General features: G+C 71.7%; 22 protein-coding genes. 5 read left to right on the forward strand and 17 right to left on the reverse strand.

The features are described 5' to 3' along the window. Nucleotides 1-29 precede the first annotated feature (29 nt). The 10 genes from VGX25_RS29425 to VGX25_RS29470 all read right to left on the reverse strand — a co-directional run bounded on the left by VGX25_RS29425 (nucleotide 30) and on the right by VGX25_RS29470 (nucleotide 10,315). Nucleotides 30-1,241: a GNAT family N-acetyltransferase gene (locus VGX25_RS29425; RefSeq protein ID WP_326921190.1), complete on the reverse strand. Its 1,212-nt coding sequence runs from the start codon at nucleotides 1,239-1,241 to the stop codon at nucleotides 30-32. A gap of 236 nt (nucleotides 1,242-1,477) precedes the next feature. Continuing rightward, nucleotides 1,478-2,110, reverse strand: coding sequence for a DUF4333 domain-containing protein (locus VGX25_RS29430; RefSeq protein ID WP_326921191.1), 633 nt, complete (start codon nucleotides 2,108-2,110; stop codon nucleotides 1,478-1,480). Between the two features lie 118 nt (nucleotides 2,111-2,228). Beyond that, nucleotides 2,229-4,979: a DEAD/DEAH box helicase gene (locus VGX25_RS29435; RefSeq protein WP_326921192.1), complete on the reverse strand. Its 2,751-nt coding sequence runs from the start codon at nucleotides 4,977-4,979 to the stop codon at nucleotides 2,229-2,231. A 37-nt stretch (nucleotides 4,980-5,016) separates the two neighbouring features. Further along, nucleotides 5,017-5,898, reverse strand: coding sequence for an LLM class flavin-dependent oxidoreductase (locus VGX25_RS29440; protein ID WP_326921193.1), 882 nt, complete (start codon nucleotides 5,896-5,898; stop codon nucleotides 5,017-5,019). A gap of 9 nt (nucleotides 5,899-5,907) precedes the next feature. Continuing rightward, nucleotides 5,908-6,783, reverse strand: coding sequence for a diacylglycerol/lipid kinase family protein (locus tag VGX25_RS29445; RefSeq protein ID WP_326921194.1), 876 nt, complete (start codon nucleotides 6,781-6,783; stop codon nucleotides 5,908-5,910). A 10-nt stretch (nucleotides 6,784-6,793) separates the two neighbouring features. Next, nucleotides 6,794-7,690, reverse strand: a complete 897-nt coding sequence (gene tatC / locus VGX25_RS29450) for a twin-arginine translocase subunit TatC (protein WP_326921211.1) — start codon at nucleotides 7,688-7,690, stop codon at nucleotides 6,794-6,796. Nucleotides 7,691-7,800: 110 nt separating this feature from the next. After that, nucleotides 7,801-8,064 (reverse strand): Sec-independent protein translocase subunit TatA, encoded by a 264-nt coding sequence (gene tatA, locus VGX25_RS29455; RefSeq protein ID WP_326921195.1) that lies wholly within the window; start codon nucleotides 8,062-8,064, stop codon nucleotides 7,801-7,803. Beyond that, nucleotides 8,061-8,327 (reverse strand): bacteriophage holin, encoded by a 267-nt coding sequence (locus tag VGX25_RS29460; protein ID WP_326921196.1) that lies wholly within the window; start codon nucleotides 8,325-8,327, stop codon nucleotides 8,061-8,063. The genes tatA and VGX25_RS29460 overlap by 4 nt, the downstream gene beginning before the upstream one ends. Before the next feature lie 42 nt (nucleotides 8,328-8,369). Continuing rightward, the gene (locus VGX25_RS29465; protein ID WP_326921197.1) at nucleotides 8,370-9,338 is read right to left on the reverse strand and encodes a helix-turn-helix transcriptional regulator; all 969 of its coding nucleotides are present in this window, start codon (nucleotides 9,336-9,338) and stop codon (nucleotides 8,370-8,372) included. Then, nucleotides 9,335-10,315 carry a helix-turn-helix transcriptional regulator gene (locus tag VGX25_RS29470; protein WP_326921198.1) on the reverse strand — a complete coding sequence of 327 codons (981 nt, stop codon included), beginning with the start codon at nucleotides 10,313-10,315 and terminating at the stop codon, nucleotides 9,335-9,337. Before VGX25_RS29470 ends, VGX25_RS29465 begins: the two co-directional genes overlap by 4 nt. Nucleotides 10,316-10,518: 203 nt before the next feature. On the opposite strand from VGX25_RS29470, the gene VGX25_RS29475 reads away from it, so the two are divergent. Both VGX25_RS29475 and VGX25_RS29480 read left to right on the forward strand, forming a co-directional pair. Further along, on the forward strand, nucleotides 10,519-11,238 hold the full coding sequence (locus VGX25_RS29475) for a FadR/GntR family transcriptional regulator (RefSeq protein WP_326921199.1): 720 nt from the start codon (nucleotides 10,519-10,521) through the stop codon (nucleotides 11,236-11,238). Beyond that, nucleotides 11,235-11,999: a sterol desaturase family protein gene (locus tag VGX25_RS29480; protein ID WP_326921200.1), complete on the forward strand. Its 765-nt coding sequence runs from the start codon at nucleotides 11,235-11,237 to the stop codon at nucleotides 11,997-11,999. The genes VGX25_RS29475 and VGX25_RS29480 overlap by 4 nt, the downstream gene beginning before the upstream one ends. On the opposite strand, the gene VGX25_RS29485 is transcribed toward VGX25_RS29480, so the two are convergent. Then, nucleotides 12,000-12,686 carry a TetR-like C-terminal domain-containing protein gene (locus VGX25_RS29485; protein ID WP_326921201.1) on the reverse strand — a complete coding sequence of 229 codons (687 nt, stop codon included), beginning with the start codon at nucleotides 12,684-12,686 and terminating at the stop codon, nucleotides 12,000-12,002. A gap of 91 nt (nucleotides 12,687-12,777) precedes the next feature. Between VGX25_RS29485 and VGX25_RS29490 the strand changes: the two genes are divergently transcribed. Beyond that, complete coding sequence (locus VGX25_RS29490) at nucleotides 12,778-14,967, forward strand: MMPL family transporter (RefSeq protein ID WP_326921202.1); 2,190 nt, start codon at nucleotides 12,778-12,780, stop codon at nucleotides 14,965-14,967. A 66-nt stretch (nucleotides 14,968-15,033) separates the two neighbouring features. Here the strand turns inward: VGX25_RS29490 and pafA are convergent, their stop codons facing one another. Continuing rightward, the gene (pafA, locus tag VGX25_RS29495; protein ID WP_326921203.1) at nucleotides 15,034-16,392 is read right to left on the reverse strand and encodes a Pup--protein ligase; all 1,359 of its coding nucleotides are present in this window, start codon (nucleotides 16,390-16,392) and stop codon (nucleotides 15,034-15,036) included. Between the two features lie 163 nt (nucleotides 16,393-16,555). Here pafA and VGX25_RS29500 point away from each other — a divergent pair, with 163 nt between their 5' ends. Further along, nucleotides 16,556-18,025, forward strand: coding sequence for a bifunctional phosphatase PAP2/diacylglycerol kinase family protein (locus tag VGX25_RS29500; protein WP_326921204.1), 1,470 nt, complete (start codon nucleotides 16,556-16,558; stop codon nucleotides 18,023-18,025). Nucleotides 18,026-18,027: 2 nt separating this feature from the next. On the opposite strand, the gene prcA is transcribed toward VGX25_RS29500, so the two are convergent. From prcA to arc, 5 genes are all read right to left on the reverse strand, one after another. After that, entirely contained in the window at nucleotides 18,028-18,798 is a 771-nt protein-coding gene (gene prcA, locus VGX25_RS29505; protein WP_326921205.1) for a proteasome subunit alpha, read from the reverse strand. A gap of 40 nt (nucleotides 18,799-18,838) precedes the next feature. Further along, complete coding sequence (gene prcB / locus VGX25_RS29510; RefSeq protein WP_326921206.1) at nucleotides 18,839-19,699, reverse strand: proteasome subunit beta; 861 nt, start codon at nucleotides 19,697-19,699, stop codon at nucleotides 18,839-18,841. A 59-nt stretch (nucleotides 19,700-19,758) separates the two neighbouring features. Beyond that, nucleotides 19,759-19,953: a ubiquitin-like protein Pup gene (locus VGX25_RS29515; protein ID WP_326921207.1), complete on the reverse strand. Its 195-nt coding sequence runs from the start codon at nucleotides 19,951-19,953 to the stop codon at nucleotides 19,759-19,761. Nucleotides 19,954-20,020: 67 nt separating this feature from the next. Then, on the reverse strand, nucleotides 20,021-21,529 hold the full coding sequence (gene dop / locus VGX25_RS29520) for a depupylase/deamidase Dop (protein ID WP_326921208.1): 1,509 nt from the start codon (nucleotides 21,527-21,529) through the stop codon (nucleotides 20,021-20,023). Nucleotides 21,530-21,861: 332 nt separating this feature from the next. Beyond that, nucleotides 21,862-23,676, reverse strand: a complete 1,815-nt coding sequence (gene arc, locus VGX25_RS29525; protein ID WP_326921209.1) for a proteasome ATPase — start codon at nucleotides 23,674-23,676, stop codon at nucleotides 21,862-21,864. A gap of 247 nt (nucleotides 23,677-23,923) precedes the next feature. Here arc and VGX25_RS29530 point away from each other — a divergent pair, with 247 nt between their 5' ends. Continuing rightward, the gene (locus tag VGX25_RS29530) at nucleotides 23,924-24,607 is read left to right on the forward strand and encodes a hypothetical protein (protein WP_326921210.1); all 684 of its coding nucleotides are present in this window, start codon (nucleotides 23,924-23,926) and stop codon (nucleotides 24,605-24,607) included. The last annotated feature ends 43 nt before the right edge of the window (nucleotides 24,608-24,650 follow it).

Raw genomic sequence — 24,650 nt, forward strand, 5'->3', positions numbered from 1 at the left:
ACACGGCGACGCCACGCGCCAACACGCGGTCAGAACATCGTGCCGCACCACGCGGTCACGTCGGAGGCGAACAGCGTGTCGGCCCGCGGCAGCGCGGCCGGCTCGGCCACCTCGATCCGCCCGATCCCGGCCAGCGCCGACGCCCGGGTCCCGCCGAGGTAGAGCATGGCGAGCACGTCGACGTCCATTGCCAGGTCGGCAGAGCCATCGGTCCGCTCTATCCCAAGTGGACTGATCCGGTAGCGGCCGGAGTTCGCCGGCAGGACGCGGTCCCGGACCTCCAGCACGACCGGCTCGGCCTGACCGTAGCGCCGGGCGGCCAGCGCGGCGGGCACGTCCACCAGCCGCAGCCACAGGTCGTCGTCGAGCTCGCTGCGCACGCAGTGCTGGTTCACCAGCATCGGCTCGAGCGGCTCGTCCAGCGGCCGCAGCCAGGCGTGGACGTCCTCGACCAGGTCCACTCCCAGCAGGTAGCGCCACAGGTCGGCGATCGCGGCCGGGGTGCCGAGCAGGTCGCGTACCCGCAGCGTCTTGTCGAGCGTCCAGGACGCGGTCTGGCGTTCGTACGGGGAGTAGGCGACGAACCCGTCCTCGCCGTCCGGACCGGTGTGCACCGCGACGATTCCGTGCTCGTCCTTGTCGCGCAGCCGCCGTTCGTAGCTCATTCGCCACCAGCTGGCCGGGCGGGTCATCATGCCCGGCCGGCGCCCCCGGACCCGCTCGTAGATGCCGGGCAGCAGGGACAGGGCCTCGTCGACGTCGAGCAGCCGGACCTCTCCCCCGCGCGGAACCTCCCGGCGCAGCTCGGCCCGCTTGGCCTGCACCGTGATCGTGCGGGAGGTCACCGCGACGCCGTAGCCGAACCGACCGTAGATCGCCGCCTCGCTGGCATGCAGACCGGCGAGCGCCTCCCCAGCCGCGGCCGCGGCGGACAGCTGCGTGCGCATCAGCTCGGTGAGCACCCCACGCCGGGTGTGGTCGGCCCGCACCCCGACCCCGGTCACCGCCGCCATGGGCAGCGCGCCGCCGCCCGGCAGCCCGACGCTCGACCCGAACGACAGCGCGGTGCCGATCATCCGGTCCCCGACGAACGCGCCGAACGCGCGCCGCTCCTCAAGGGCCGGCTGGATGATCGCCCACGCCTGGTCGGAGCTCGGCGCCACGTGCAGGGACCCGAGAAAGAGGTCGTGCGCGGTCCGCAGCTCGGCATTCGCCACGAGCCGCACGTCAAAATCAGTCACTCCATCACCTCGCAAGCTCGGTGATGGTGACCCTGCCGCCCCGTTCCTCGGCGGCAGGGCAGCGCTCGATGGTTCGCTCCGCAAGCTCCGCTCATTCCGTCACCTCGCAAGCTCGGTGACGGCGAACCTGCCACCTTGTTCCTCGGCGGCAGGGCAGCGCTCCATGGTTCGCTCCGCAAGCTCCGCTCACGCCCAGATCATTTCCGACCCGGCTCCCGCGGCGCGACTCAGTTTCGCTACTTGTCCCGCGGGGTGCCGACCTCGTACTCGCCGCTGTCGTTGCGGACGGTGATGTCGACGAGCTTCTCGCCGCCGTTGTCCCCGCCGAGCCGGACGGTGCAGGTGAACTTGTTGCCCGCCTTGACTTCCTGGCCGGCCGGGCAGTCGACGCCCTCGATCTGGTCGGCCTGCACGCCGTAGCTGCCGATGAGCACCTTCTTGACCCCGTTGTCACCCTCGAGGGCGGACTCGTCGAGCACCTTCTTGGTGAAGAACCCGGGGGTGACGAACCCGAGGATGGCGCCGGCCCCGACGACCAGCACGACGATCGCGATCACGATCCAGATCCAGGTGTTGCTCTTCTTCCGCGGGGTCGTGACGCCGGGATAGCCGCCGCCGGGCGGCTGGCCGTACGGCGAGTACTGCTGGGTGGGCTGCTGGCCGTAGCCGCCGTAGGGCTGCTGCTGGGACGGCTGCTGGCCGTAACCGCCGTACGGCGGCTCGGGCTGGCCGTAGGGCTGCTGGCCGTAGCCGGGCGCGGGAAACCCACCCGACGGGGTACCGGGCCCGCCGCCGTAGGGCTGCTGGGGCTGCTGCCCCCACTGTTGCTGCGGATCGGATCCACCGGCAGGCCCGTAAGGGCTGGTCATCGTTCGCCTCCGCATACAACGTCGCACGGACGGATCTGCATCTCCCGCGCGCGATCAAACCACAGCAAGGGCGGCTTTTCCCACCCGACGCGGCAAGCGTTTCTCATCCGTTGGATGATCATACGGTCCCCAATGCCACCACACCGCGGCGAATTGCGCGCACCGCCTTCGCCGCGGTCGCCCCCACCGGCGCGTCCGGCCCGACCACGTCGCGGATCTGGTCAAGCAGGTCGATCACCTGACGGCACCAGCGCACGAAATCCCCGGCGGAGAATTCGCCGCCGGCCGACTCCGCCGCGGAGATCACCTTTTCGAGCGATTCGCCGCGCGCCCACCGGTACACCGTCCAGGCGAACCCGGGATCGGGCTCCCGCGTCCGGTCCAGCCGGTGCCGCCGCTCGTCCTCCTCCAACTCCGCCCACAGCCGGGCGGTCGCGGTCAGCGCCTCGGTCACCGCGCCGCCGGGCACCCGGCTCTCCGCCGCGCTGTCCCGGCGGGACTCGTAGACCAAGGCCGACACCACGGCGGCCAGCTCCGCCGGGCCGAGCCGGTCCCACACCCCGTGCCGCAGGCACTCGGCGGCCAGCAGGTCCGACTCGCTGTACAGCCGGGCCAGCCGCCGGCCGTGCTCGGTGACCGCGGCGCCGTTGCCCTGCGCCAGGTAGCCGCGCTCGGTGAGCAGCCGGCGGATCCGGTCGAACGCCCTGGCCAGCGAGTGCGTCGTGGCCGCGACCCGCTGCTCGAGCTGCTCGGTCTCGACCCGCAGCCGGTGGTAGCGCTCGGCCCAGCGGGCGTGGTCCTCCCGGTCTGCGCAGCCGTGGCACGGGTGCGCCCGCAGCGCCCGGCGCAGCGTGGCCAGCTCGGCGTCGTCGGCCGACCCGGCGCGGCGGCGGGACCGGATCGGCGCCTCGATCCCCGTGTTGCGCAGGGTCGAGGCCAGGTCGCGGCGTGACCGCGGCGAGCGCAGGTCCACCTGCTTGGGCAGCCGGACCCGGCCAAGCGCCTCCACCGGGGCCGGGAAGTCGGCCACGGACAGGCGTCCGGACCAGCGGTCCTCGGTGACCACCAGTGGTCGCGGCTCGCCGATCGGGTCCAGCCCGGGATCCACCACGATCGCCAGCCCCGAGCGCCGCCCGGCCGGGATCGCGATCACGTCGCCCTTGCGCAGCCGCTCGAGCGAGCGCGCCGCCTCTGCCCGCCGGGCCACGCTGTTCTGCCGGGTCAGCGCCTTCTCCCGATCGGAGATCTGCCGGCGCAGCGCGGCGTACTCGGCGAAGTCGCCGAGATGGCAGGTCATCGACTCGGCATAGCCGGCGAGGGCCTCGCGGTTGCGCTCGATGCGGCGGGCGAGGCCCACCACCGAGCGGTCCGCCTGGAACTGCGCGAAGGACTGCTCCAGCAGCTCCCGGGCCGCGTCGGCGCCCACCCGGTCGACCAGGTTGACCGCCATGTTGTAGCCGGGGCGGAACGACGAGCGCAGCGGGTAGGTGCGGGTGGAGGCGAGCCCGGCGACCCCCTTGGGATCCACGCCCGGCTGCCACACCACGACCGCGTGGCCCTCCACGTCGATCCCGCGCCGCCCGGCCCGCCCGGTCAGCTGGGTGTACTCCCCCGGGGTCAGCTCGACGTGCGCCTCGCCGTTGTACTTGACCAGCCGCTCCAGCACGACCGTCCGGGCCGGCATGTTGATCCCCAGCGCCAGCGTCTCGGTGGCGAACACGACCTTGACCAGGCCGCGGACGAACAGCTCCTCGACGGTCTCCTTGAACGCCGGCAGCAGGCCCGCGTGGTGGCTGGCGAACCCCCGCTCCAGCGCCTCACGCCACTCCCAGTAGCCCAGCACGTCGAGGTCGGCGTCGGGCAGGTCGCGGGTGCGGGTGTCGACGATGCGGCGGATCTCGGCCACCTCGTGCTCGGCGTTGAGCCGCAGCCCGGACCGCGCGCACTGGGCCACCGCCGCGTCGCAGCCCACCCGGCTGAACACGAACACGATCGCCGGCAGCAGCCCGGCCGAGTCCAGCCGCTGCACGACGTCCACACGCGACGGTGGGCGGAACCGCGGGCCGCGGGGAACCCCGCGCCGGCCGCGCTGCCGCGGACCCGGCCACGCCAGCTGCTGCCGGCCGACGTCGTCGGTGCGCCGCAACAGATCCGGGTTGATCTTGGCCTGCCCGTCGGCGCTCTCCCCGGCGAACAGGTCGAGCATCCGGTTGCCCACCAGCATGTGCTGCCAGAGTGGGACGGGCCGGTGCTCATCGACGACGACCGTGGTGTCGCCGCGCACCGCCACCAGCCACTCGCCGAACTCCTCGGCGTTGCTGACCGTGGCGGACAGGCTGACCAGCCGCACCCAGTCCGGCAGGTGCAGGATGACCTCCTCCCACACCGCGCCGCGGAACCGGTCGGCGAGGTAGTGCACCTCGTCCATCACCACGTAGCCGAGGCCGTCGAGGGTGGACGACCCCGCGTAGATCATGTTGCGGAGCACCTCGGTGGTCATCACCACGATCGGCGCGCCGCCGTTGACGCTCGTGTCGCCGGTCAGCAGGCCGACGGTCTGCTCGTCGTAGCGGGCGACCAGATCGGCGTACTTCTGGTTGGACAGCGCCTTGATCGGCGTGGTGTAGAAGCACTTGCGGCCCTCGGCCAGCGCGAGGTGCACCGCGAACTCCCCCACCACGGTCTTGCCGGCGCCGGTCGGGGCGCACACCAGCACCCCGTGCCCGTCCTCCAGCGCGGCGCAGGCCTGCCGCTGGAACGGATCGAGCTCGAAGGCCAGCTCGGCGGCGAATTCGGTCAGTCTCGGGCTGCTCGCGCGTCGCCTGGACGCGGCGTAGGCCTCGGCCGGAGAACGAGAAGCGCTGGCCACCTCATCAGGCTTCCACATTCTCGGGCGACTCGTGTGATCAGCCCGTCAGCGCCGCCTTGGCCTCGGCCACCCGGTCGTACTCCGCGCGGATGTCGGTACCGGCGGTGGCCACGATGAACGTGCCGGCACCGGCGTCGGTGTACTCGCGCAGCCGCTCGGCAAGGGGCCCGGCCTCGCCGCTCGCGACAAGCTCCGCGGCCCGGTCCGGGCTCATGCCGTAGGTCCTGGTCATGTACCGGACGAACGGTTCGCCGCCGGTGAACACGATCACTCCGGCCGACGGCACCCCGGCGCCCACCTCCGCGGCGATCGCGGCAAGCATGTCGAGGTGACCGGCCAGCTCGCCCGGCGTGAGCATCGAGCCGAGCCAGCCCCGCGCGCCGACCCGCACGGCCCGGCGCTTGGCCCGCGCGGACATGCCGCCGACCCACAGCGGCGGCACCGGCACGGCCGGGGCCAGGGTCACGACCGGCGCGCCCGGCTCGGTGGGCAGCGCGGTGGGCTCGCCGGCGAGCAGGCCCGGCAGCGCGTCGAGGATCGCGTCGGTGCGCCGGCCCCGCTCGTTCATCGGCACGCCCGCGGCGGCCCACTCCTGCGGCCACTCCCCGCCGACGCCGACGCCGAGCACCAGCCGGTTGCCGGACAGCAGCTGCAGCGAGCCGAGCTGCTTGGCCGCCCACGCCGGGTGCCGCAGCGCCAGCAGGTACACCGCGAACCCGATCCGGATCCGCTCGGTGACGGCCGCCGCCGCGCTGAGCGTCACCGTGCTGTCCACGTTCGGCGCGCCGGTGCTCAGATGATCACCCGACCACACCGCGTCCAGCCCGATGTCCTCGGCGTGCCGGGCCAGCGCGGGAAGATCGGCCGGCGCCGAGCGGGAGCGGGAGAGGAACACCGGGAGCGAGACACCGATCTCCATCGATCTCCTTCAGCCGACGATCGTCAGCGCGCCCCGGGTGCAGCTGACGTCCACGGGCAGCGGCCGGATCCGCTCGCCGTCGGCGTAGGCGATCCAGCCGTTGTCCTCGCCGAGCCGCACGGAGTCGGCGCGCAGCATGGTGATCGCCGGGTGGTCGGTGTGCCGGCCGCTGCGCAGCGTGGGCACCATGCGCAGCAGCTCGAGCCGGCTCACCGGGCCGACCACGGTGACGTCGAACAGGCCGTCGGTGGGGTCGGCGTCCGGGCAGATCGGGATGCCACCGCCGTAGTACGGGGTGTTGCCGACCGACACCATGGTCGCCTCGAGCTCCAGCCGCTCGGCGCCGGCCCGGACCACCAGCGGGTACGGCCGCAGCGCCGCCAGCTCGACGACGGTGGCCAGGTCGTAGCGCCGGTGCCCGCGCGGCCAGCGCATCCGGTTGGCGCGCTCGTTGACGGCGGAGTCGAAGCCGGCGCACAGCACCGTGGCGAACCACATGTCGCCGCCGACCCGCCCCAGGTCCAGCTTCCGCCGCCGGCCGGAGCCCAGCGCGGCGACCATCGCGTCGGTGGCCGCGAGCGTCTCCATCGGCTGGCCGAGCGCCCGGACGAGGTCGTTGCCGGTGCCGGCCGGGATCACGCCGAGCGCCGCGTCGGTGCCCGCGCAGAACTGCACGCCCTGATGCGCCGAGCCGTCGCCGCCGAGCACGATCAGCACGTCGAGGCCGGCGCCGTCGCGGGCCCGGACCATCAGCGCGCGAGCCTCCTCGACGGTGCCGGCCTCGACCAGCTCCAGGTGATCGACGGCGGCGCGCAGCCGGTCCGCGACCTCGTTCGCCACGCGCCGGGCGGGTCCGTGGACCGCCAGCGCCGCCCGTATGCCCACCGCGGCCTCGCTAGGTGACGTCGTCCAGCCCGGCCCTGGCGTCCGGCGGCGGGCTCGGCGGGACGGGCTCGGGGTTGAGCCGGTCCAGCGGCGTCGCCTCGTCGTCGGCAAGGTCGTCGAAGTTGAGGCCCTCGGCGGCCTCGCGCCTGGCCTTGCGCCGGTCGTGGACGCGGGAGAGCTGCACGGCGAGCTCGAACAGCACGGTCATCGAGGCGGCCAGCACGCTCATCGAGATGGGGTCGGTGCCGGGCGTGGCGAACGCGGCGAACACGAAGATCCCGAAGATCAGCCCGCGCCGCCACTTCTTGAGGTTGGCGTACGGCAGGACGCCGACCCGGTTCAGCATGACGATCAGCAGCGGCAGCTCGAAGCTCACCCCGAAGATCAGCAGCAGCGCGAGCAGGAACGAGACGTACTGGTCGGCCGCCAGCGCGGTGGTGAACACGCTGCCGCCGAAGGAGACCAGCACCTCCAGGCCCTTCGGCAGCACCAGGTAGGCGAGCACGGCGCCGGCGGCGAACAGCACCGAGGCGAAGCCAACGAAGGTCAGCGCGAACCTACGCTCCCTGGCGTACAGCCCGGGAGTGATGAACGCCCACACCTGGTACAGCCACAGCGGTGCGGTGAGCACCATCCCGGCCGCGAGCCCGATCTTGAAGTTCATCATGAAGGCTTCGAACGGCCGGGTCTGCAGCAACGTGCAGACACCCTTTTCCGGCTCGAACCGCGGCCCGGCCGGGGCGGCTTCGAGCGCGCAGTACGGCGCCTTGATCAGGTCGCCGAGGGACGGGATCGGGCCGACCCGGAACATGAACCACAGAAAGCCCAGCACCGCGCCGGCGAGAATGATCAGAATCGCCAGCCCGAGCCGGTGCCGCAGCTCGTAGAGGTGGTCGCGCAGCGTCATCGTGCCGTCCGGATTGTGCCGCCGGCTCCGGATGCGCTTGCGCTCGCGACGGTCCTGGCTTACCACCGCCCGACCGATCCTCTCGTCGTCAGTTGGCGAATCAGTGGGCGTCAGCTGGGGTTCTTGTTCGCCTGGGTCTGCTGCTCGATCGGCTTGGCGACCTCGGGCGCCGGGGTCTGCGGCTTGGCCTCGGGCAGCTGCGACTGCGGCTTGGCCTGCTCGGCCTCCTCGTCGCTACGCAAACCCTTGGTCTCGGACTTGAGGATCCGCATCGACTGGCCGAGCGAGCGCGCCATCTGCGGCATCTTCCGGGCGCCGAAAAGCAAGATGATCACCCCGGCGATGATCAGAATTTCCCACGGTCCCAGATTCACGGCCGTCCTCCTGTCTGTACTGGCTCTCCCGATGGTACGCGGGCAGCCCCGGTCTGTATTCGTGCGCGTCGCCGTTGTCGGATGGCTACTCCCACCGCGGCCGTTCGCGCCCGCAGCAGCCCGGTCCGGTCGGTCACCCGACCGCTGGCCGCCGCGGCCGCACCGGCGAACCGCCGAACCGCGCGCAGCACCGCCACCAGGACGGCGCCGAGCACCAGCAGCCCGACGACCACCAACGCGATACTCGACAGGTACGGCACCACGCGTCAACCGTAGCCGCTGTCCGTTAGCCCCCAGTACAGCGCTCAGGTTGCGGCGAGGTGATCGGCTCGCCGCAGCGCCGCCCGCGCCCGCTCGCGCAGCTCCGCCCGTAGCGCCGCCGGCCGCTCGACGGTGACGTCGCCGCCCTGGCCCAGCAGCAGCCGCACCATCCACGCGGTGTCCGCGTAGCGCATCCGGATCCGCAGCCGCCCGCCGTCGAGCTCCTCGACGGACTCGACCGGGTAGTACTCCGAGATCCAGCGGGCGTCCGGCTCGAGCACCAGCTGGGCCACCTCCTGGTCGGGCTGCGGCCGGAACAGCCCGGCGGACACGTCGGTCTGCTCGGCGAACGGCGGGGGCGCCGCCGGCTCGTCCAGCACGGTGACCTCGTCGATGCGGTCCAGCCGGAACAGCCGGACCCCCTCGGCCCGCCGGCACCACGCCTCAAGGTAGCCGCGCCCGTCCACGATCAGCAGCCGCATCGGGTCGACCGTGCGCCGGGTGATCTCGTCCTTGGACGCCGTGTAGTAGGTCATCCGCAGCGCCCGACCGAGCTTGAGCGCCTGCTGCACGACCCGCCGCGCGTGAGCCGTCGAGGCGCCCTCGCGCACGCCGAGGCCGACCGCGACCCCCGCCGGCCGGGCCGCCCCGGCCGCCGCCTCGATCTTGGCCACGGCCCGCCGGACCGCATCGGCGTCGACCATGCCCGGCGTGTCCAGCAGCGCCCGCAGCGCCACCAGCAGCGCGGTGGCCTCCGACCCGGTCAGCCGCAGCGGCCGGCTCATCCCGGCGTCGTAGGTGACCGTGACGGTGTCCTCGTCCATCGACAGGTCGATCAGGTCGCCGGGGCCGTAGCCGGGCAGCCCGCACATCCACAGCAGCTCGAGGTCCTTGCGCAGCTGCTTGGCCGACACCCCGAAGTCGGCGGCCGCCTCCTCGATGGCGATGCCCGGCCGGGCGATGAGGTACGGCACCAGCGCGAGCAGCCTCGGCAGCCGCTCCTGCGACGTCACACCGCCTCCTTGCCCGCGACGGCGACGTGGTGCTCGCGGACCGACTTGCGCAGCACCTCCGGGTCGAGCACCGCGACGTCGGGGCCGAAGCCGGCGATCCAGCCGGCCGCGGAGTCGGGGTTGTACAGCTGGAGCTCCACCACGTCGCCCGGCTCGCCGTCGATGACCTGCTCGCCGACCACCGTGGCCCGGCGGCGCAGCCCGGCCGCCCGCCCCCTGGCCAGCCACAGCCGGACGGTGGTGGTCTGCGTCGGCGGCTCGTCCCCGGTCCGCGCCACGAACTGGAGCAGGTCGACGCGCTCCGGCCGGCGGAACGCCCCCGGGCGGCTGATGGTCCGGACCTCCCCGACGATCCGGGACATCCGGAAGCAGCGCGGCGCCTCGCGGTCCCGGTCGTGCCCGACCACGTACCAGCGGCCGCGCCAGGACACCACGCCCCACGGCTCGATCGTGCGGGTGCGCAGCTCGGTCGGCGTCGGGCGGCGGTAGTCGAACGTGACCACCTGCGCGGCCTGGACCGCGGCCAGCAGCGGGCCGAACGCCGGCTCGGTGGTCCGGACCTTCGGCTCCACGATCGACGGCGCCGCGTCGTCCACGTCGACCCCGGCGGCCCGCAGCTTGAGCAGGGCGCCGTGCGCCGCGCCGGTCAGCTCCGGGGAATCCCACAGCCGCACGGCCAGCGCCACCGCGGCGGCCTCGTCCGGCTCGAGATCGATCTCTCCCAGCTCGTAGTCGCGCCGCGCGATCCGGTAGCCGTCGATGGTGTCGAACGCCGAGTTTCGCCCGACCTCCAAGGGAATCCCGAGCTCGCGCAGCTCGGTCTTGTCCCGCTCGAACATCCGGAAGAAGGCGTCGTCGCTCGGCGCATCGGCGTAGCCGGGCACGATGGCACGGATACGCTCCGCGGTGAGATGCTGGCGCGTGGACAGCAGGCACAGCACCAGATTCACCAGTCGTTCGGCGCGTGCGACGGACACGTCCGCACCCTAACGCGCCCGGCGCCGGCCGGTCGGACAACTCGCTGTACCGCCTCTCCGCACTTCCATGCGGTCGTTACGTTCCAGCCGATGGTGCGGGTATCGGGTGGATTGTGGCTGGTTGCCCTCACGGTCCCCCGAGGTGCGGCTGGATTGGTCTTACCACTTGACCTCTGGCCAACTAACCGGACAGGATGGTCGTCATGGCGCTGCAACCCGTCGCCCGCCGCTCCGTGCCGGACGAGGTCTTCGAGCAGATCGTGGCGGACGTGGTCGGCGGCGAGCTGGCCCCCGGCGCGGCCCTGCCGAGCGAGCGCCGGCTGGCCGAGGTGCTGCGGGTGTCCCGCCCCGCGGTGCGCGAGGCCATGCAGCGGATGGCGCAGGCCGGCCTGGTCGAGGTGCGCCAGGGCGACGCCACCACGGTCCGCGACTTCCGCCGGCACGCCGGCCTCGACCTGCTCCCCCGCCTGCTGCTCCGGCGCGGCGAGCTGGACCTGGCCGTGGCCCGCAGCGTCCTCGAGGCCCGCCTGCACATCGGTCCGCGGGTGGCCGCCCTCGCCGCGGAGCGGTCCGGCGCGCGGCTGGCCGACGACCTGCGGGCCGCGATCGCCGCCCTAGCCGCCGACGACGATCCCGTTGCGCGCCAACGGCACGCGCTCACGTTCTGGGATCACGTCGTGGACGGCGCCGACTCGATCGCCTTCCGGCTCATGTTCAACAGCCTGCGCGCCGCCTACGAACCGGCCCTCGCCGCGCTCGCCACGGTGATGGCCGAGGAGGTCAACCGCACCGGCGCCTACCGCACCCTGGCCGACGCCATCGTCGCCGGCGACGCCGCCGCGGCCGCGCGGGCCGCCGAGGACCTGCTCGGCCCGGCCACCGACGTGTTCCTCACCGCCATCCGGGAGTTGGAGGAGTCATGACCCTGCGCGAGAAGCTGGCCGCCAGGCGCGCGGCCGAGGCGGAGATCGACGGGAAGGCCCGGGAGCGGCTCAGGGCCGACGAGGCCGCGATCACCGGGGCCGCCACCCGGCGCCGCAGCGTCAGCCTGGGCAGCGCCTGGTGGGCGTTCTGGCGCCACCCGTCGCCGTGGATCATCGGCACGATGCTCGTCGGGGCGCTCACCGCCCGGCTCGCCGTCGGCGACTGGCGGCTGTGGGACGCCGTGCTGCCGCTGGTGATGATCGCCTCGTTCCCGTTCTTCGAGTGGCTGGTGCACGTCTGCATCCTGCATTGGAAGCCGCGCCGGGTCGGCCGGGTCAAGCTCGACCCGCTGCTGGCCCGCAAGCACCGCGCCCACCACGCCGACCCGCGCGTCGTGCCGCTGGTGTTCATCCCGTGGCAGGCGCTGATCTGGCTGGTGGCCGGCTACGTCGCGATCGGCCTGCTCGCCTTCCCGCGGCTGGGTTTGGGCCTGACCTTCCTGACCATGGTCGGGCTCCTCGGCCTCGGCTACGAGTGGACCCACTACCTGATCCACAGCGACTACCGCCCTCGCACCCGGCTCTACCGGGCGGTGTGGCGCAACCACCGCCTGCACCACTACAAGAACGAGCACTACTGGTTCACCGTCACCAGCTCCGGCACCGCCGACCGGGTGCTTGGCACCTACCGGGACCCGGAGCGGGTGCCGACCTCCCCCACCGTGCGCGACCTGCACGCCCGCGAGGCCAGCGCCGTGTGATCACGGGATCGGGCGGGTCGCGGCGATCACGATCTGCTCCAGCTCGCGCGAAAGCGGGGTGTCGCTCAGACCCCGGGCGAAGATCAGGATGCTCTTGGTGATCGCCTCGTCCTTGACCGCCGGCGGAACGTCGCGCAGCGGACCGTCGAGCAGCAGCATGGCCAGCCCGTGGGTCATCGACCAGGCGGCCACCTCGGCGAGGGGGCGGCGCTCGGGGGCCAGGAAGTCGAGCGCGACGAGCTCGTCAAGCAGGCCCATCAGCAGGCCGAGCGGGGAGCTGGCGATCTCCGTGTGTTCCCTGGCGAACAGCGAGCCGCCCTGGGTGAAGCAGGTCCGGAACTGGCCCGGCTCGGCGAGCGCGAAGTCGATGTAGGCGCGGCCGGTCACGGCCAGGCTGCGCATCGCCCGGTGCAGCGGGTCGGTGATCGGCGGCTGCGCGTCGAGCGCCTTCCGCATGGCCTCGCGCAGCCGTTCCATGCACTGGTGCTTGGCCTCCGCAACCAACTCCTCATGGCCGGTGTAGTGCCGGTAGGCGGCCGTCGGGGTGACGCCGACCAGGCGGGCGGCCGCCCGCACGGTGACCGACTCCGGCCCGCCCTGCTGCGCGAGCTGTGCGGCGGCGTCGGCCAGGGCGTTGCGCAGGTCGCCGTGGTGGTAGCCGCGCTTGGCCGAAGCTGAGAGGTCCATGAGACCGATGTTGACACCAGCCAACATCTGTGGCAAGTTAACGCCCACAAAGTTTACAGGCGCACACATTCCGCGAGCCGAGGGGTACGCAATGTTCGCTGGCATCGGTCACTTCGTCACCCGCCACGCACGGGCCGTCCTGGTGGTCTCCGTGCTCGTCATGATCGGAGCCGGGGCCTACGGGTTCTCGGCCTTCAGCAAGCTCAAAACCGAGGGCTTCGCCGATCCGGCCGCCGAGTCCTCCCAGGCCCAGCAGTTACTCAACGCCCATTTCGGGGATCGGGCCGACCTGCTGTTCCTGATCACCGCCGACTCCGGCACCGTCGACGATCCGGCGGTGCGGCAGGCCGGCGCCGACCTCACCGCCCGCCTGTCGACCGACGCCGACCTCACCGAGGTCGCGTCCTACTTCGGCACCGGGGCGCCACCGATGCGCTCGGCGGACGGGTGGCACGCGCTCGCGGTCGCCCACCTCGTCGACGACTCCACCGAGGTGGTCGACCGGCTGCGGGAGCGCTACACCACCGACAGCGGACCGATCGACGTGGCCCTCGGCGGCGGCGCGGCGTTCCGGACCGAGGCCACCGAGCAGATCGGCGCGGACCTCGTGGTGGCCGAGTCGATCGCGGTCCCGCTGATCCTGATCCTGCTGGTGTTCGCGTTCGGCAGCCTCGTCGCCGCGCTGCTGCCGCTGGCGCTTGGCGGGATCGCGATCCTTGGCACGTTCGCCGAGCTCGCGCTGTTCGGCTCGCTCACCGACGTGTCGATCTATGCGGTCAACCTGACCACCGCGCTCGGGCTTGGCCTGGCCATCGACTACGCCCTGCTGATGGTCAGCCGGTTCCGCGAGGAGCTGGCCGCCGGCGCGGACACCGCCGACGCCGTGGTCACCACCGTGCGCACCGCGGGCCGCACGATCGTGTTCGCCGCGACGACGGTCGCCGTCGCGCTCTCGGTGCTGCTGCTGTTCCCGCTGTACTTCCTGCGCTCGTTCGCCTACGCCGGCATCGGGGTGATCGCGATCTCCGTGGTCGCCGCGCTGTTCGTCCTGCCGGCCCTGCTGACCGTGCTCGGCCCGCGGATCAACGCCGGCCGGATGCCGTGGGCGCGCAACCGCACGCCGAGCCCGGTGTCGGCGTTCTGGGGCCGGCTGGCCGGCGCCGCCATGCGCCGCCCGGTGCTCGCCGGCCTGCCGGTGATCATCCTGCTGGTGCTGGCCGCCGTGCCGCTGCTGCGCGCCGAGTTCGGCACGCCGGACGACCGGGTGCTGCAGACCTCGGCCGACAGCCGGGTGGTCGGTGACGCGCTGCGCGACCAGTTCCCCGGTGACGACAGCCGGGCGATCGAGATCGTGACGGCCGGACCGGTCGACACCGGGGCCGTCGCCGACTACGCCACGCGGCTGTCCGAGCTGCCCGGCGTGGCCAGGGTCGCGTCCAGCGCGGGCGGGTTCGTCGACGGGCGGCCGACCGGCACGTCCCCGGCCGACACCGCGTTCGCCATGCCGGACGCGCAGCGGCTGACCGTGGTCACCGAGGCCGAGTCGATCTCCGCCGAGGCCCAGGACCTGGTCGGCGCCGTGCGCGCGCTGCCCGGTCCGGCCGGCGTCGAGGCCGAGGTGGGCGGGGCGGCCGCCGTGCTGGTGGACGGCAAGGACGCCATCGGCGGCCGGCTACCGCTGGCCCTCGCGCTGATCGCGATCACCACGTTCCTGCTGCTGTTCCTGTTCACCGGAAGCGTGTTGCAGCCGTTGCGCGCCATGCTGTTCAACGTGATCGGGCTGGGCGCCACGCTCGGCACGATGGTGTTGATCTTCCAGGACGGGTGGCTGTCGTCGGTGCTCGGCTTCACCCCGCTGCCGCTGAACATCAACATGCTGGTGCTGCTGTTCGTGATCGCGTTCGGCCTGTCCATGGACTACGAGGTGTTCGTGCTGAGCCGGATCAAGGAGACCCACGACCACGGCGCCGGCCCGGCCGAGGCGGTCACCTACGGCATGGCCCGCACCGGCCGGATCGTCTCCACCGCCGCCGCGCTGATCGCCGTGAGCATGTTCGCCTTCGGCACCAGCGGGGTCAGCTTCATCCAGATGTTCGGCATCGGCGCCGGCCTTGCCATCCTGGTCGACGCCACGCTCATCCGCGGTGTCCTGGTGCCGGTCGGCATGCGCCTGCTCGGCCGGTACGCGTGGTGGGCGCCCGGCCCGCTGCGCCGCGTGCACGACCGGGTGGGGCTGCGGGAGGCGCCGAGCGCGCCCGAACCGGAGCGGGTGCCGGTCTGACCCAAGATCCCGCGAGTCGTACCTTCCGGACCGCGAGTCGTAGCCCCCGGGGCTACGACTCGCGTACTACAGGGAGGCGATCAGGCGCTCCACGCGTTCGTCGATCGCGCGGAACGGGTCCTTGCACAGCACGGTGCGCTGCGCCTGGTCGTTGAGCTTGAGGTGCACCCAGTCGACGGTGAAGTCGCGGCCGGCCTGCTGGGCGGCGGCGATGAAGTCACCGCGCAGCTTGGCCCGGGTGGTCTGCGGCGGGGTGTCCTTGGCGGCCTCGATCTCGCCGTCGTCGGTCACCCGCATGACCTGGTCCTTGCGTTGCAACAGGTCGAAGATGCCCCGGCCGCGGCGGATGTCGTGGTACGCCAGGTCGAGCTGGGCGACGCGGGGGCTGGACAGCTCCATGTTGTGCTTGGCCCGGTACCGCTCGACGAGCCGGTGCTTGATCGCCCAGTCGATCTCCCGGTCGATCTTGGTGAGGTCCTGCGTCTCGACCGCGTCCAGGGTCCGCCCCCACAGCTCGATCACCCGGTCGGCGATCGGGTCCGGGGACCGCTTGGTCACGTGCTCGACGGCCCGCGCGTAGTACTCCCGCTGGATGTCCAGGGCCGAGGCCTCGCGCCCGCCGGCCAGCCGCACCAGCCGCCGGCCGGTCAGGTCGTGGCTGATCTCGCGGATCGCCCGGATCGGGTTGTCCAGGCTGAAGTCCCGGAACTGCACGCCCTCCTCGATCATCTCCAGTACCAGGTTGGCGCTGCCGACCTTGAGCAGCGTGGTGGGCTCGGCCATGTTGGAGTCGCCGACGATCACGTGCAGCCGGCGGTAGCGCTCGGCGTCGGAGTGCGGCTCGTCGCGGGTGTTGATGATCGGCCGGGACCGGGTGGTCGCCGACGACACGCCCTCCCAGATGTGCTCGGCCCGCTGGGACAGGCAGTACACCGCGCCGCGCGGCGTCTGCAGCACCTTGCCGGCGCCGCAGATGACCTGCCTGGTCACCAGGAACGGCAGCAGCACATCGGCAATCCGGGAGAACTCGCCCGCGCGCGTGACCAGGTAGTTCTCGTGGCAGCCGTACGAGTTGCCGGCGGAGTCGGTGTTGTTCTTGAACAGGAAGATGTCGCCGCCGATGCCCTCGTCGGCCAGCCGCCGCTCGGCGTCGACCAGCAGGTCCTCCAGGATCCGCTCGCCGGCCTTGTCGTGCGTGACGAGCTGGATGAGGTCGTCGCACTCCGCCGTGGCGTACTCGGGATGCGAGCCGACATCGAGGTAGAGCCGCGAGCCGTTGCGCAGGAACACGTTCGACGACCGCCCCCAGGACACCACGCGCCGAAACAGGTACCGCGCGACCTCGTCCGGTGACAGCCGCCGCTGCCCGTGGAACGTACAGGTCACGCCGAACTCGGTCTCGATACCGAAGATCCGCCGCTGCATCCCTCTACCCTAAGCGGGAAATCGCCGAACAGGTCGGTTGAAAACGTCGCTTGTTCGCAACATGACGTAGTGCGCCCACTCATTGTCACCCGGCCGGTCGAGCGGCGCGCGACCGGGGTTGGTTCCGCGCACGTTCGGAGTCGCCCCGGTAGCGTCGTGACTCGTGCTGGAATGGCTGCGCCTGGTGGCCCGACGGGTCAACGATGTCGATGTGGCGATCGAGCGGCGGATCGCCAAGCTCCCCCGCTCCCCGGTCGACACCGGGCTGACGAAACTCACGATCGCGGCCAACCACAGCATGCTGTGGTTCGCCATCGCCGCCGCCCTCGCCTCCCGGCGCGGAGTGACGCGCCGGGCGGCGTTCCGCGGCGTGGTGGCCATCGCCGGGGCGAGCTTCACCACCAACGCGATCGCCAAGCCGGTGCTGCCCCGCAGGCGCCCGGCCGCCGACGCGCTGCCGGACTTCCGCACCCATCCCGACCCGCCGACCTCCTCGTCGTTCCCGTCCGGCCACGCCGCGTCGGCGGCCGCGTTCACCACCGCCGTGGCCATGGAGAGCCCCATGGCCGGCGCGGTGCTCGCCCCGGTGGCCGCCACCGTGGCGTACTCGCGGATGCACACCGGTGTGCACTGGACCTCCGACGTGGTCGGCGGCCTGCTGCTCGGCAGCGGGATCGCGGTGGCGACCAAGCGGTGGTGGCCGGTGCGCCCGCCGCTGCCGGCCCGCGCGCGGCCGCACGCCGCCGCCCCCGAGTTGCCGGAGGGCGCGGGGCTGGTGGTGGCCACCAACAAGAACTCGGGCGACCAGACGGTCGACCCGGCCGACGAGCTCGCCGCCATCCTGCCCAAGGCCCGCACGGTGCCCATCGACTCCGGCGACGATCTGGCCGAGCGGCTCGACGCCGAGGTGGACGCGTCCACCAGGGCGGTCGGGGTGGCCGGTGGGGACGGCTCGGTGGCCGCCGCCGCGGGGGTCGCCGAGAAGCACGGCCTGCCCCTCGTGGTGCTGCCGGCCGGCACGCTCAACCACTTCGCCCGCGACATCGGCGTCGACTCGTTCGCCGACGCCGTGTCCGCGGTCGCCACCGGCGCCGCGGTGTCGGTGGACCTGGCCACGGTCCGGGTGGACGGCGGCCGGCTGCGCCCATTCGTCAACACCGCGAGCATCGGCGGCTACCCGGACCTGGTGCGGATGCGGGAGCGCTGGCAGCACCGGCTGGGCAAGTGGCTGGCCGCGGCGCTGGCCCTGGTACGGATCCTGGCCGAGGCCCGGCCGCTGCACGTGGTGCTGGACGGGCGGCGGGTCGCGGTGTGGCTGCTGTTCGTCGGCAACGGCCCGTACCATCCGCGCGGCATGGTGCCGGCGTGGCGCCCGGCCCTGAACTCCGGACAGCTGGACATCCGGTACCTGCGCGCGGACCTTCGCCTGTCCCGGACGCGGTTCGTGCTGGCCGCGCTCACCGGCGCGCTGCACCGCAGCCGCACCTACGTGCAGCGGGAGGCCCCGTCGCTGCGGGTCGAAGTGCACGGACCCCCGGTCGCGCTCGCTACGGACGGCGAGGTGCCGGAGGTCGGCAACCGGTTCGACTTCGCGGTGGCCCCGGCCCGGCTGGCCGTGTACCGCCCGGAGTAGACCTACTTGGGCGTCTCGGCGCCACCGTTGGGAGTGGGGGGCGGCTGGTCCGGCCCGGCCTCGGGCTCCGCCTCGCCGGCCCCGGCGGGCAGCAACGCGGTCAGCGCCGCGCCCTCCAGCCGCCGGAACGCCCGCGTCGGGCGGGTCCGCTCAAGCACCGCCACCTCGAGCCGGCCGACGACGTCGCTGTCGCCGTTGGCGGGCGAGGAGGCGGAGAGCACCTTGACGGCCAGCCGCACCGCGTCGGCCAGCGGCAGCTCCTCGCGGTAGTCGTTCTTGAGCGCGGTGAGGATCGGCTCGGTCTGCCCGCCCATCACCAGGAACTGCGGCTCGTCGAAGATCGACCCCTCGTAGGCGAGCCGGTAGAGCTGGTCCTCGTGCGGCGCCGAGCCCACCTCGCCCACGCAGATCTCCACCTCGAACGGCTTGACCTGCTCGGTGAAGATCGAGGCCAGGGTCTGCGCGTAGACGTTGGCCAGCTGCCGGGCCGACACGTCGCGCCGGTCGTTGGTGTAGCCCCACATGTCGACGTGCCGGATGCCGGCCCGCCGCAGCATCTCGTACTCGCTGTACCGGCCGGCCGCGGCGAACCCGATCCGGTCGTAGATCTCGGAGACCTTGTGCAGCGTGGCCGAGGGGTTCTCGGCCACGAACAGTATGCCGCCGCTGTACTTGAGCACGACCACGCTGCGGCCCCGGGCGATGCCCTTGCGGGCGATCTCCGAGCGCTCGCGCATCAGCTGCTCGGGCGACGCGAAGATCGGCATGCTCACGACGTGGCTCCTCGTCTCATCCTGTGCTGCGGTCGCATGCTCAGCCGCGCGGGGCTTCGCTGCGGGCGGACACCACGGCCTCGGCGACGGCGGCCGCGTCGGCCTCCGGCACGCGAACGGCGCCGTCCTCCCCGGTGATCGTGACCACCGAAGGGTAGAGCTTGCGGCCGACGTCGGGCCCGCCGGTGGCGGTGTCGTCCTCGGCGGCGTCGTAGAGCGCCTCGACCGCGTGCCGGATCGCGGTGTCCCGGTCGCCGTCGGGATCGTAGAGCTTCTTGAGCGCGGACCGGGCGAACAACGAGCCGGAGCCCACGGCGTGGAACCCGGCCCGCTCCTCGAACCGGCCCCCGGTCACGTCGTAGGACACGATCCGTCCGGCCCGCTTGGGGTCCTCGGCGTCGGTGTCGAAGCCCACGAACAGCGGCAGCACGGCCAGCCCGGCCATGGCCATGTCCAGGTGTCCCCGCACCATGCTGGACAGCTGGTTGGTCTTGCCGTCCAGGGACAGCGTCACGCCCTCGATCTTCTCGTAGTGCTGCAGCTGCACCGTGTAGAGCCTGATCATCTCCACGGCGAGCCCGGCGGTGCCGGCGATCCCGACGGCCGAGTAGCTGTCGGTGATGAAGACCTTGTCCATGTCGCGATGCGCGATCAGGTTGCCCGCGGTGGCCCGCCGGTCGCCGGCGATGAGCACCCCGCCGGCGAAGCTCAGCGCGACGATCGTCGTGCCGTGCGGCACGTCCGGCCGGCCGTCACCGATCACCGCGGGTGCGGGCCGGGCGCCGGGCAGCAAGTGCGGCGCCTGGGCCCTGAGGAAGTCGATGAACGACGACGTCCCCAACGACAGGTACGCAGGTGACAGCGGTGCGCCGGACATGGCGCGGTTCGCGGTGGGTTCCATGCCTTCTTTCGTTCCGGTCGGGGCGGGCTGGGGCCGGGCTGCCCCAAGATAGCTGCTGCCTACTGGCCACCCTTTTGGACATAGGCGCGCACGAAGTCCTCGGCGTTCTCCTCGAGCACGTCGTCGATCTCGTCGAGGATCGTGTCCACGTCCTCGCCGAGCTTCTCGCGTCGCTCCTGACCGGCTGGGGCGGCACCCTCGACATCCTCGTCGCCGTCACCGCCGCCTTGCCGCTGCACATGTTCCTGAGCCATCTCGCCTCCCGTGTGGCTGGCCTACCTCAAACATTACCGACCAGGGCCGACAACCGTCTCGCATTGATCAGCGCCGTGCTCCCCCGGTCAAGGTGTCCACGAGTTCCTCGGCAGTCGCCGACTTGTCGAGCAGATCACCCACGTGTGCCTTGGTCCCCCGCAGCGGCTCCAGCGTCGGGATCCGCACCAGCGACTCCCGCCCGAGATCGAAGATCACCGAGTCCCACGACGCCGCGGCGATCGAGTTGGGGTACCGCTCGAGGCACCGCCCGCGGAAGTACGCCCGCGTATCGTTCGGCGGCGTGGTCATCGCGGCCGTGACCTCCTCCTCGGTCACCAGCCGCTTCATCGACCCCCTGGCCACCAGCCGGTTGTACAGCCCCTTGTCCAGCCGCACGTCGGAGTACTGCAGGTCGACCAGGCTCAACCGCGGCGACGACCAGCTCAGCCCGTCCCGCGCCCGGAACCCCTCCAACAGCCGCAACTTCGCCGGCCAGTCCAGCCGGTCGGCACACTCCTCAGGGTCGCGCGCCAGCGCGTCGAGCGTGTCGCCCCACGACTGCAGCACATCCTCGGACACCCGGTCGTAGTCCGACCGCTCCCGATGCTTGGCGCACATCTCGTGATAGGCGAACTGCAGGTCCAACCCGGTGAACTTGCGTCCGTTGGCCAGCTCCACCGTGGCCTTCAGCGTCGGATCGTGGCTGATCGTGTGCACCGCCCGCACCGGATCGGCCAGCTTCAGATGATCGAACCGAATCCCCGACTCGATCAGATCGAGCACCAGCGCCGTCGACCCCAGCTTGAGGTACGTCGACAGCTCCGCCAGGTTCGCATCCCCGATGATCACGTGCAGCCGCCGGTACTTGTCGGCATCCGCGTGCGGCTCGTCCCGGGTGTTGATGATCCCCCGCTTCAGCGTGGTCTCCAGCCCCACCTCGACCTCGATGTAGTCCGCACGCTGGGAGAGCTGGAACCCCGCCTCCTCCCCGCTGACCCCGATCCCCACCCGACCGGACCCGCACACCACCTGACGCGACGCGAAGAACGGCGTCAACCCGGCAATCACCGCGGTGAACGGCGTGCTCCTGGCCATCAGGTAGTTCTCATGCGTCCCGTAACTGGCGCCCTTGCCGTCCACGTTGTTCTTGTACAGCTGCAACCTCGGCTGCCCCGGCACGGTGGCCGCCCGCAACGCGGCCTCCTCCATCACCCGCTCCCCCGCCTTGTCCCAGATCACCGCATCCCTGGCGTTGGTCACCTCGGGCGCCGAGTACTCCGGGTGGGCATGATCGACGTACAGCCGCGCCCCATTGGTCAGGATCACGTTCGCCGCGCCGAGATCCTCCACCTCCGGATCCGACGGCGGCATCCCGGGCGCCCCCAGGTCGAACCCCCGGGCGTCACGCAGCGGCGACTCCACCTCGTAGTCCCACCGCGCCCGTCTGGCCCTGGGGATGTCGGCCGCGGCCGCGTAAGCCAACACAACCTGGGTGGAAGTCAACACCGGGTTCGCGGTCGCATCCCCCGGCACGGCAATGCCGTACTCGACCTCGGTACCCATGATCCGACGCATATGCAAAGCCTACGGCCCACACTCGAGCACCACTTGAGCGCAGTCGGGCATGTCGGGAAAAGCAACCACCCCGCCACCCGCCACCGCGCAACCCAAACCGACCACCTCACCGACCCGCCCGCGAAGGCGGGCTACCAACCGCGCCCCGCAACCCAACCAGGCCCCGGCACCAACCGCCCGCCAATGCGACCACACAGCCGCCCCGCAACGCGACCAAGCCCGGTACCAACCGCCCGCGACGGCGCCCCTACCAACCGCCGCCCCGCAACGCGACCAAGCCCCGGTGCCAACCCGGCACACTTCTCCCCGGACCCGGCCCCGCCCCGGCAGCCCTACAGGTACTGCCCGGTGTTCGTCGCGGTGTCGATGGCCCGGCCGGACTCCTGGTTCTTCCCGGTGACCAGCGTGCGGATGTACACGATCCGCTCGCCCTTCTTGCCGGAGATGCGGGCCCAGTCGTCCGGGTTGGTGGTGTTCGGCAGGTCCTCGTTCTCCGCGAACTCGTCGACGATGGCGTCCAGCAGGTGCTGCACCCGCAGCCCCGGCTGGTTGGTCTCCAGCACGGACTTGATCGCCGCCTTCTTGGCCCGGTCGACGATGTTCTGGATCATCGCGCCGGAGTTGAAGTCGCGGAAGTAGAGGACCTCCTTGTCGCCGTTGGCGTAGGTGACCTCGAGGAAGCGGTTCTCCTCGGTCTCGGCGTACATCCGCTCCACGGTGTGCTGGATCATCGCCTCGATGCAGGCCTGCGGGTCGCCGCCGAACTCGGCCAGGTCGTCGGCGTGGATCGGCAGCGTGGGCGTGAGGTACTTGGAGAAGATGTCCTTGGCCGCCTCCGCGTCCGGGCGCTCGATCTTGATCTTGACGTCGAGCCGGCCCGGCCGCAGGATCGCCGGGTCGATCATGTCCTCCCGGTTGGAGGCGCCGATGACGATGACGTTCTCCAGGCCCTCGACACCGTCGATCTCGCTGAGCAGCTGGGGCACGATCGTCGTCTCCACGTCGGACGACACGCCGCTGCCGCGGGTGCGGAAGATCGAGTCCATCTCGTCGAAGAACACGATCACCGGCGTGCCCTCGGACGCCTTCTCGCGGGCCCGCTGGAAGATCAGCCGAATGTGCCGCTCGGTCTCGCCGACGAACTTGTTGAGCAGCTCGGGGCCCTTGATGTTGAGGAAGTACGACTTGGCCTCCGAGCCGCCCTTGCCCCGGGTGGCCGCGACCTGCTTGGCCAGCGAGTTGGCCACGGCCTTGGCGATGAGTGTCTTGCCGCAGCCGGGCGGGCCGTAGAGCAGCACGCCCTTCGGCGGCCGCAGCTCGTACTCGCGGAACAGGTCGGAGTGCAGGAACGGCAGCTCGACCGCGTCGCGGATCTGCTCGATCTGCCGGAACAGGCCGCCGATGTCGGCGTAGTCGACGTCCGGCACCTCCTCCAGCACCAGGTCCTCGACCTCGGCCTTGGGCACGCGCTCGTAGGCGTAGCCGGACTTGGTGTCGACCAGCAGCGAGTCGCCGGGCTTGAGCGGCGACTGGATGAGCGGATCGGCCAGCCAGACCACGCGCTCCTCGTCGGCGTGGCCGACCACGAGCGCCCGGTGCGGCGGCGTGTCCTCGATCTCGGGAGCGAGCAGCTCGCGCAGCGTGGACACCTCGCCGGTGCGCTCGAAGCCGCCGGCCTCGACCACGGTCAGCGCCTCGTTGAGCCGCACGGACTGCCCCTTGCGCAGGTCCTCGACCTCGACGGCCGGCGAGACGGCGACCCGCATCCTGCGGCCCGCGGTGAACACGTCCACCGTGCCGTCCTCGTGCCGGTCGAGGTAGACGCCGTAGCCGCTGGGCGGCTGGGCCAGCCGGTCGACCTCCTCGCGCAGGGCCAGCAACTGGCTGCGTGCCTCGCGCAGCGTGTCCACCAGCTTGGCGTTGCGCTCGGTGAGTTGACTCACCCGCTCGGAAGCCTCCGCCAGGCGTTGCTCCAGCAGGCGCGCATGCCTCGGCGACTCGGTCAGCTTCCGGCGGAGCAGGGCGATTTCCTCTTCGAGGAACCGGATCTGCGCGGACTCCGAAGGCTCACGCCCTGTCGCCCGCTCGATTGCAGAGCCATGCTCGTCGGCCTCCTCCGGCCGACCGCCGGGACGATCGTGCTGCATGGTCGGCACCTCCTCCCGAACTAATACCTCCACGGTACCGGGGCGGACCGACAAGGAAAGACCATCCGCATGTCGGAACAGGCGGGTCATACAACCGAAACCCAAGCGCGGCCCATCCATTGCTCCATCCCGGTACGTCCGGGAACCGACCACCCGCTACGGTGCGTCAGGTACTACGCCCACGGCGCCAGGGTTCCCGTGTGCGCGACCACCTGGCTACGCGATCGCCACCAACGAGGAGAGTCCGATGTCGCAACCGCCGCAGCAGCCGGGTCCCTACGGGGGCCAGCAGCCCGGCTGGGGTCAGCAGCCCGGCGCTGGTCAGCAGCCCGGCGGCTTCCCGCAGCAGGGCGGCTACCCACCCCAGGGTGGCTACCCACCGCAGGGCGGCCACCCGCAGACCGGCCCGCAGCCGCAGCAGCAACCGGGTGGCTACGGTCAGTATGGGCCGCCCGGACAATACGGACAACAACCTCAATACGGGCAGCCCGGTGGCTACGGTCCGCAAGACTTCGGGAAGAAGAAGAGCCCGCTTCCCTGGATCCTGGCGGGCGGCGGCGTCCTCGTGATTGCCGCGGCGGTTGTGCTCATTCTCGTGCTGACTGGTGGGTCGGACTCCAGCTCGGCTCAAGGCGTTGCCGAGAAAGCTGTCCAGGCGCTCAACAACCGCGACGAGAACGCCGTCCGCGAGGTCGACTGCGACAAGAACACCAGCGCGGGCGACATCGACTTCAACGACGCTCCCGACGATCTCAAGGCGGAGCTCACCGGAGCGGTCAAGGAGAACGGCGACAACGCCGAGGTCGGGATCAAGATGACCTTCACCGTCGCCGGCAGCTCCCAGAGCATCGAGGGCAGCATGAAGCTGCAGAAGAAGGACGGGGCCTGGTGCGTCAGCGACCTCGACGAGCGGCGATCCGGCGGATCGTGATCGGCCGTCCCACCTGAACGACCGCTTCGTCGCCGTCCGGTGC

Source organism: Actinophytocola sp. (assembly GCF_035942955.1).
GTDB lineage: Bacteria > Actinomycetota > Actinomycetes > Mycobacteriales > Pseudonocardiaceae > DASYTH01.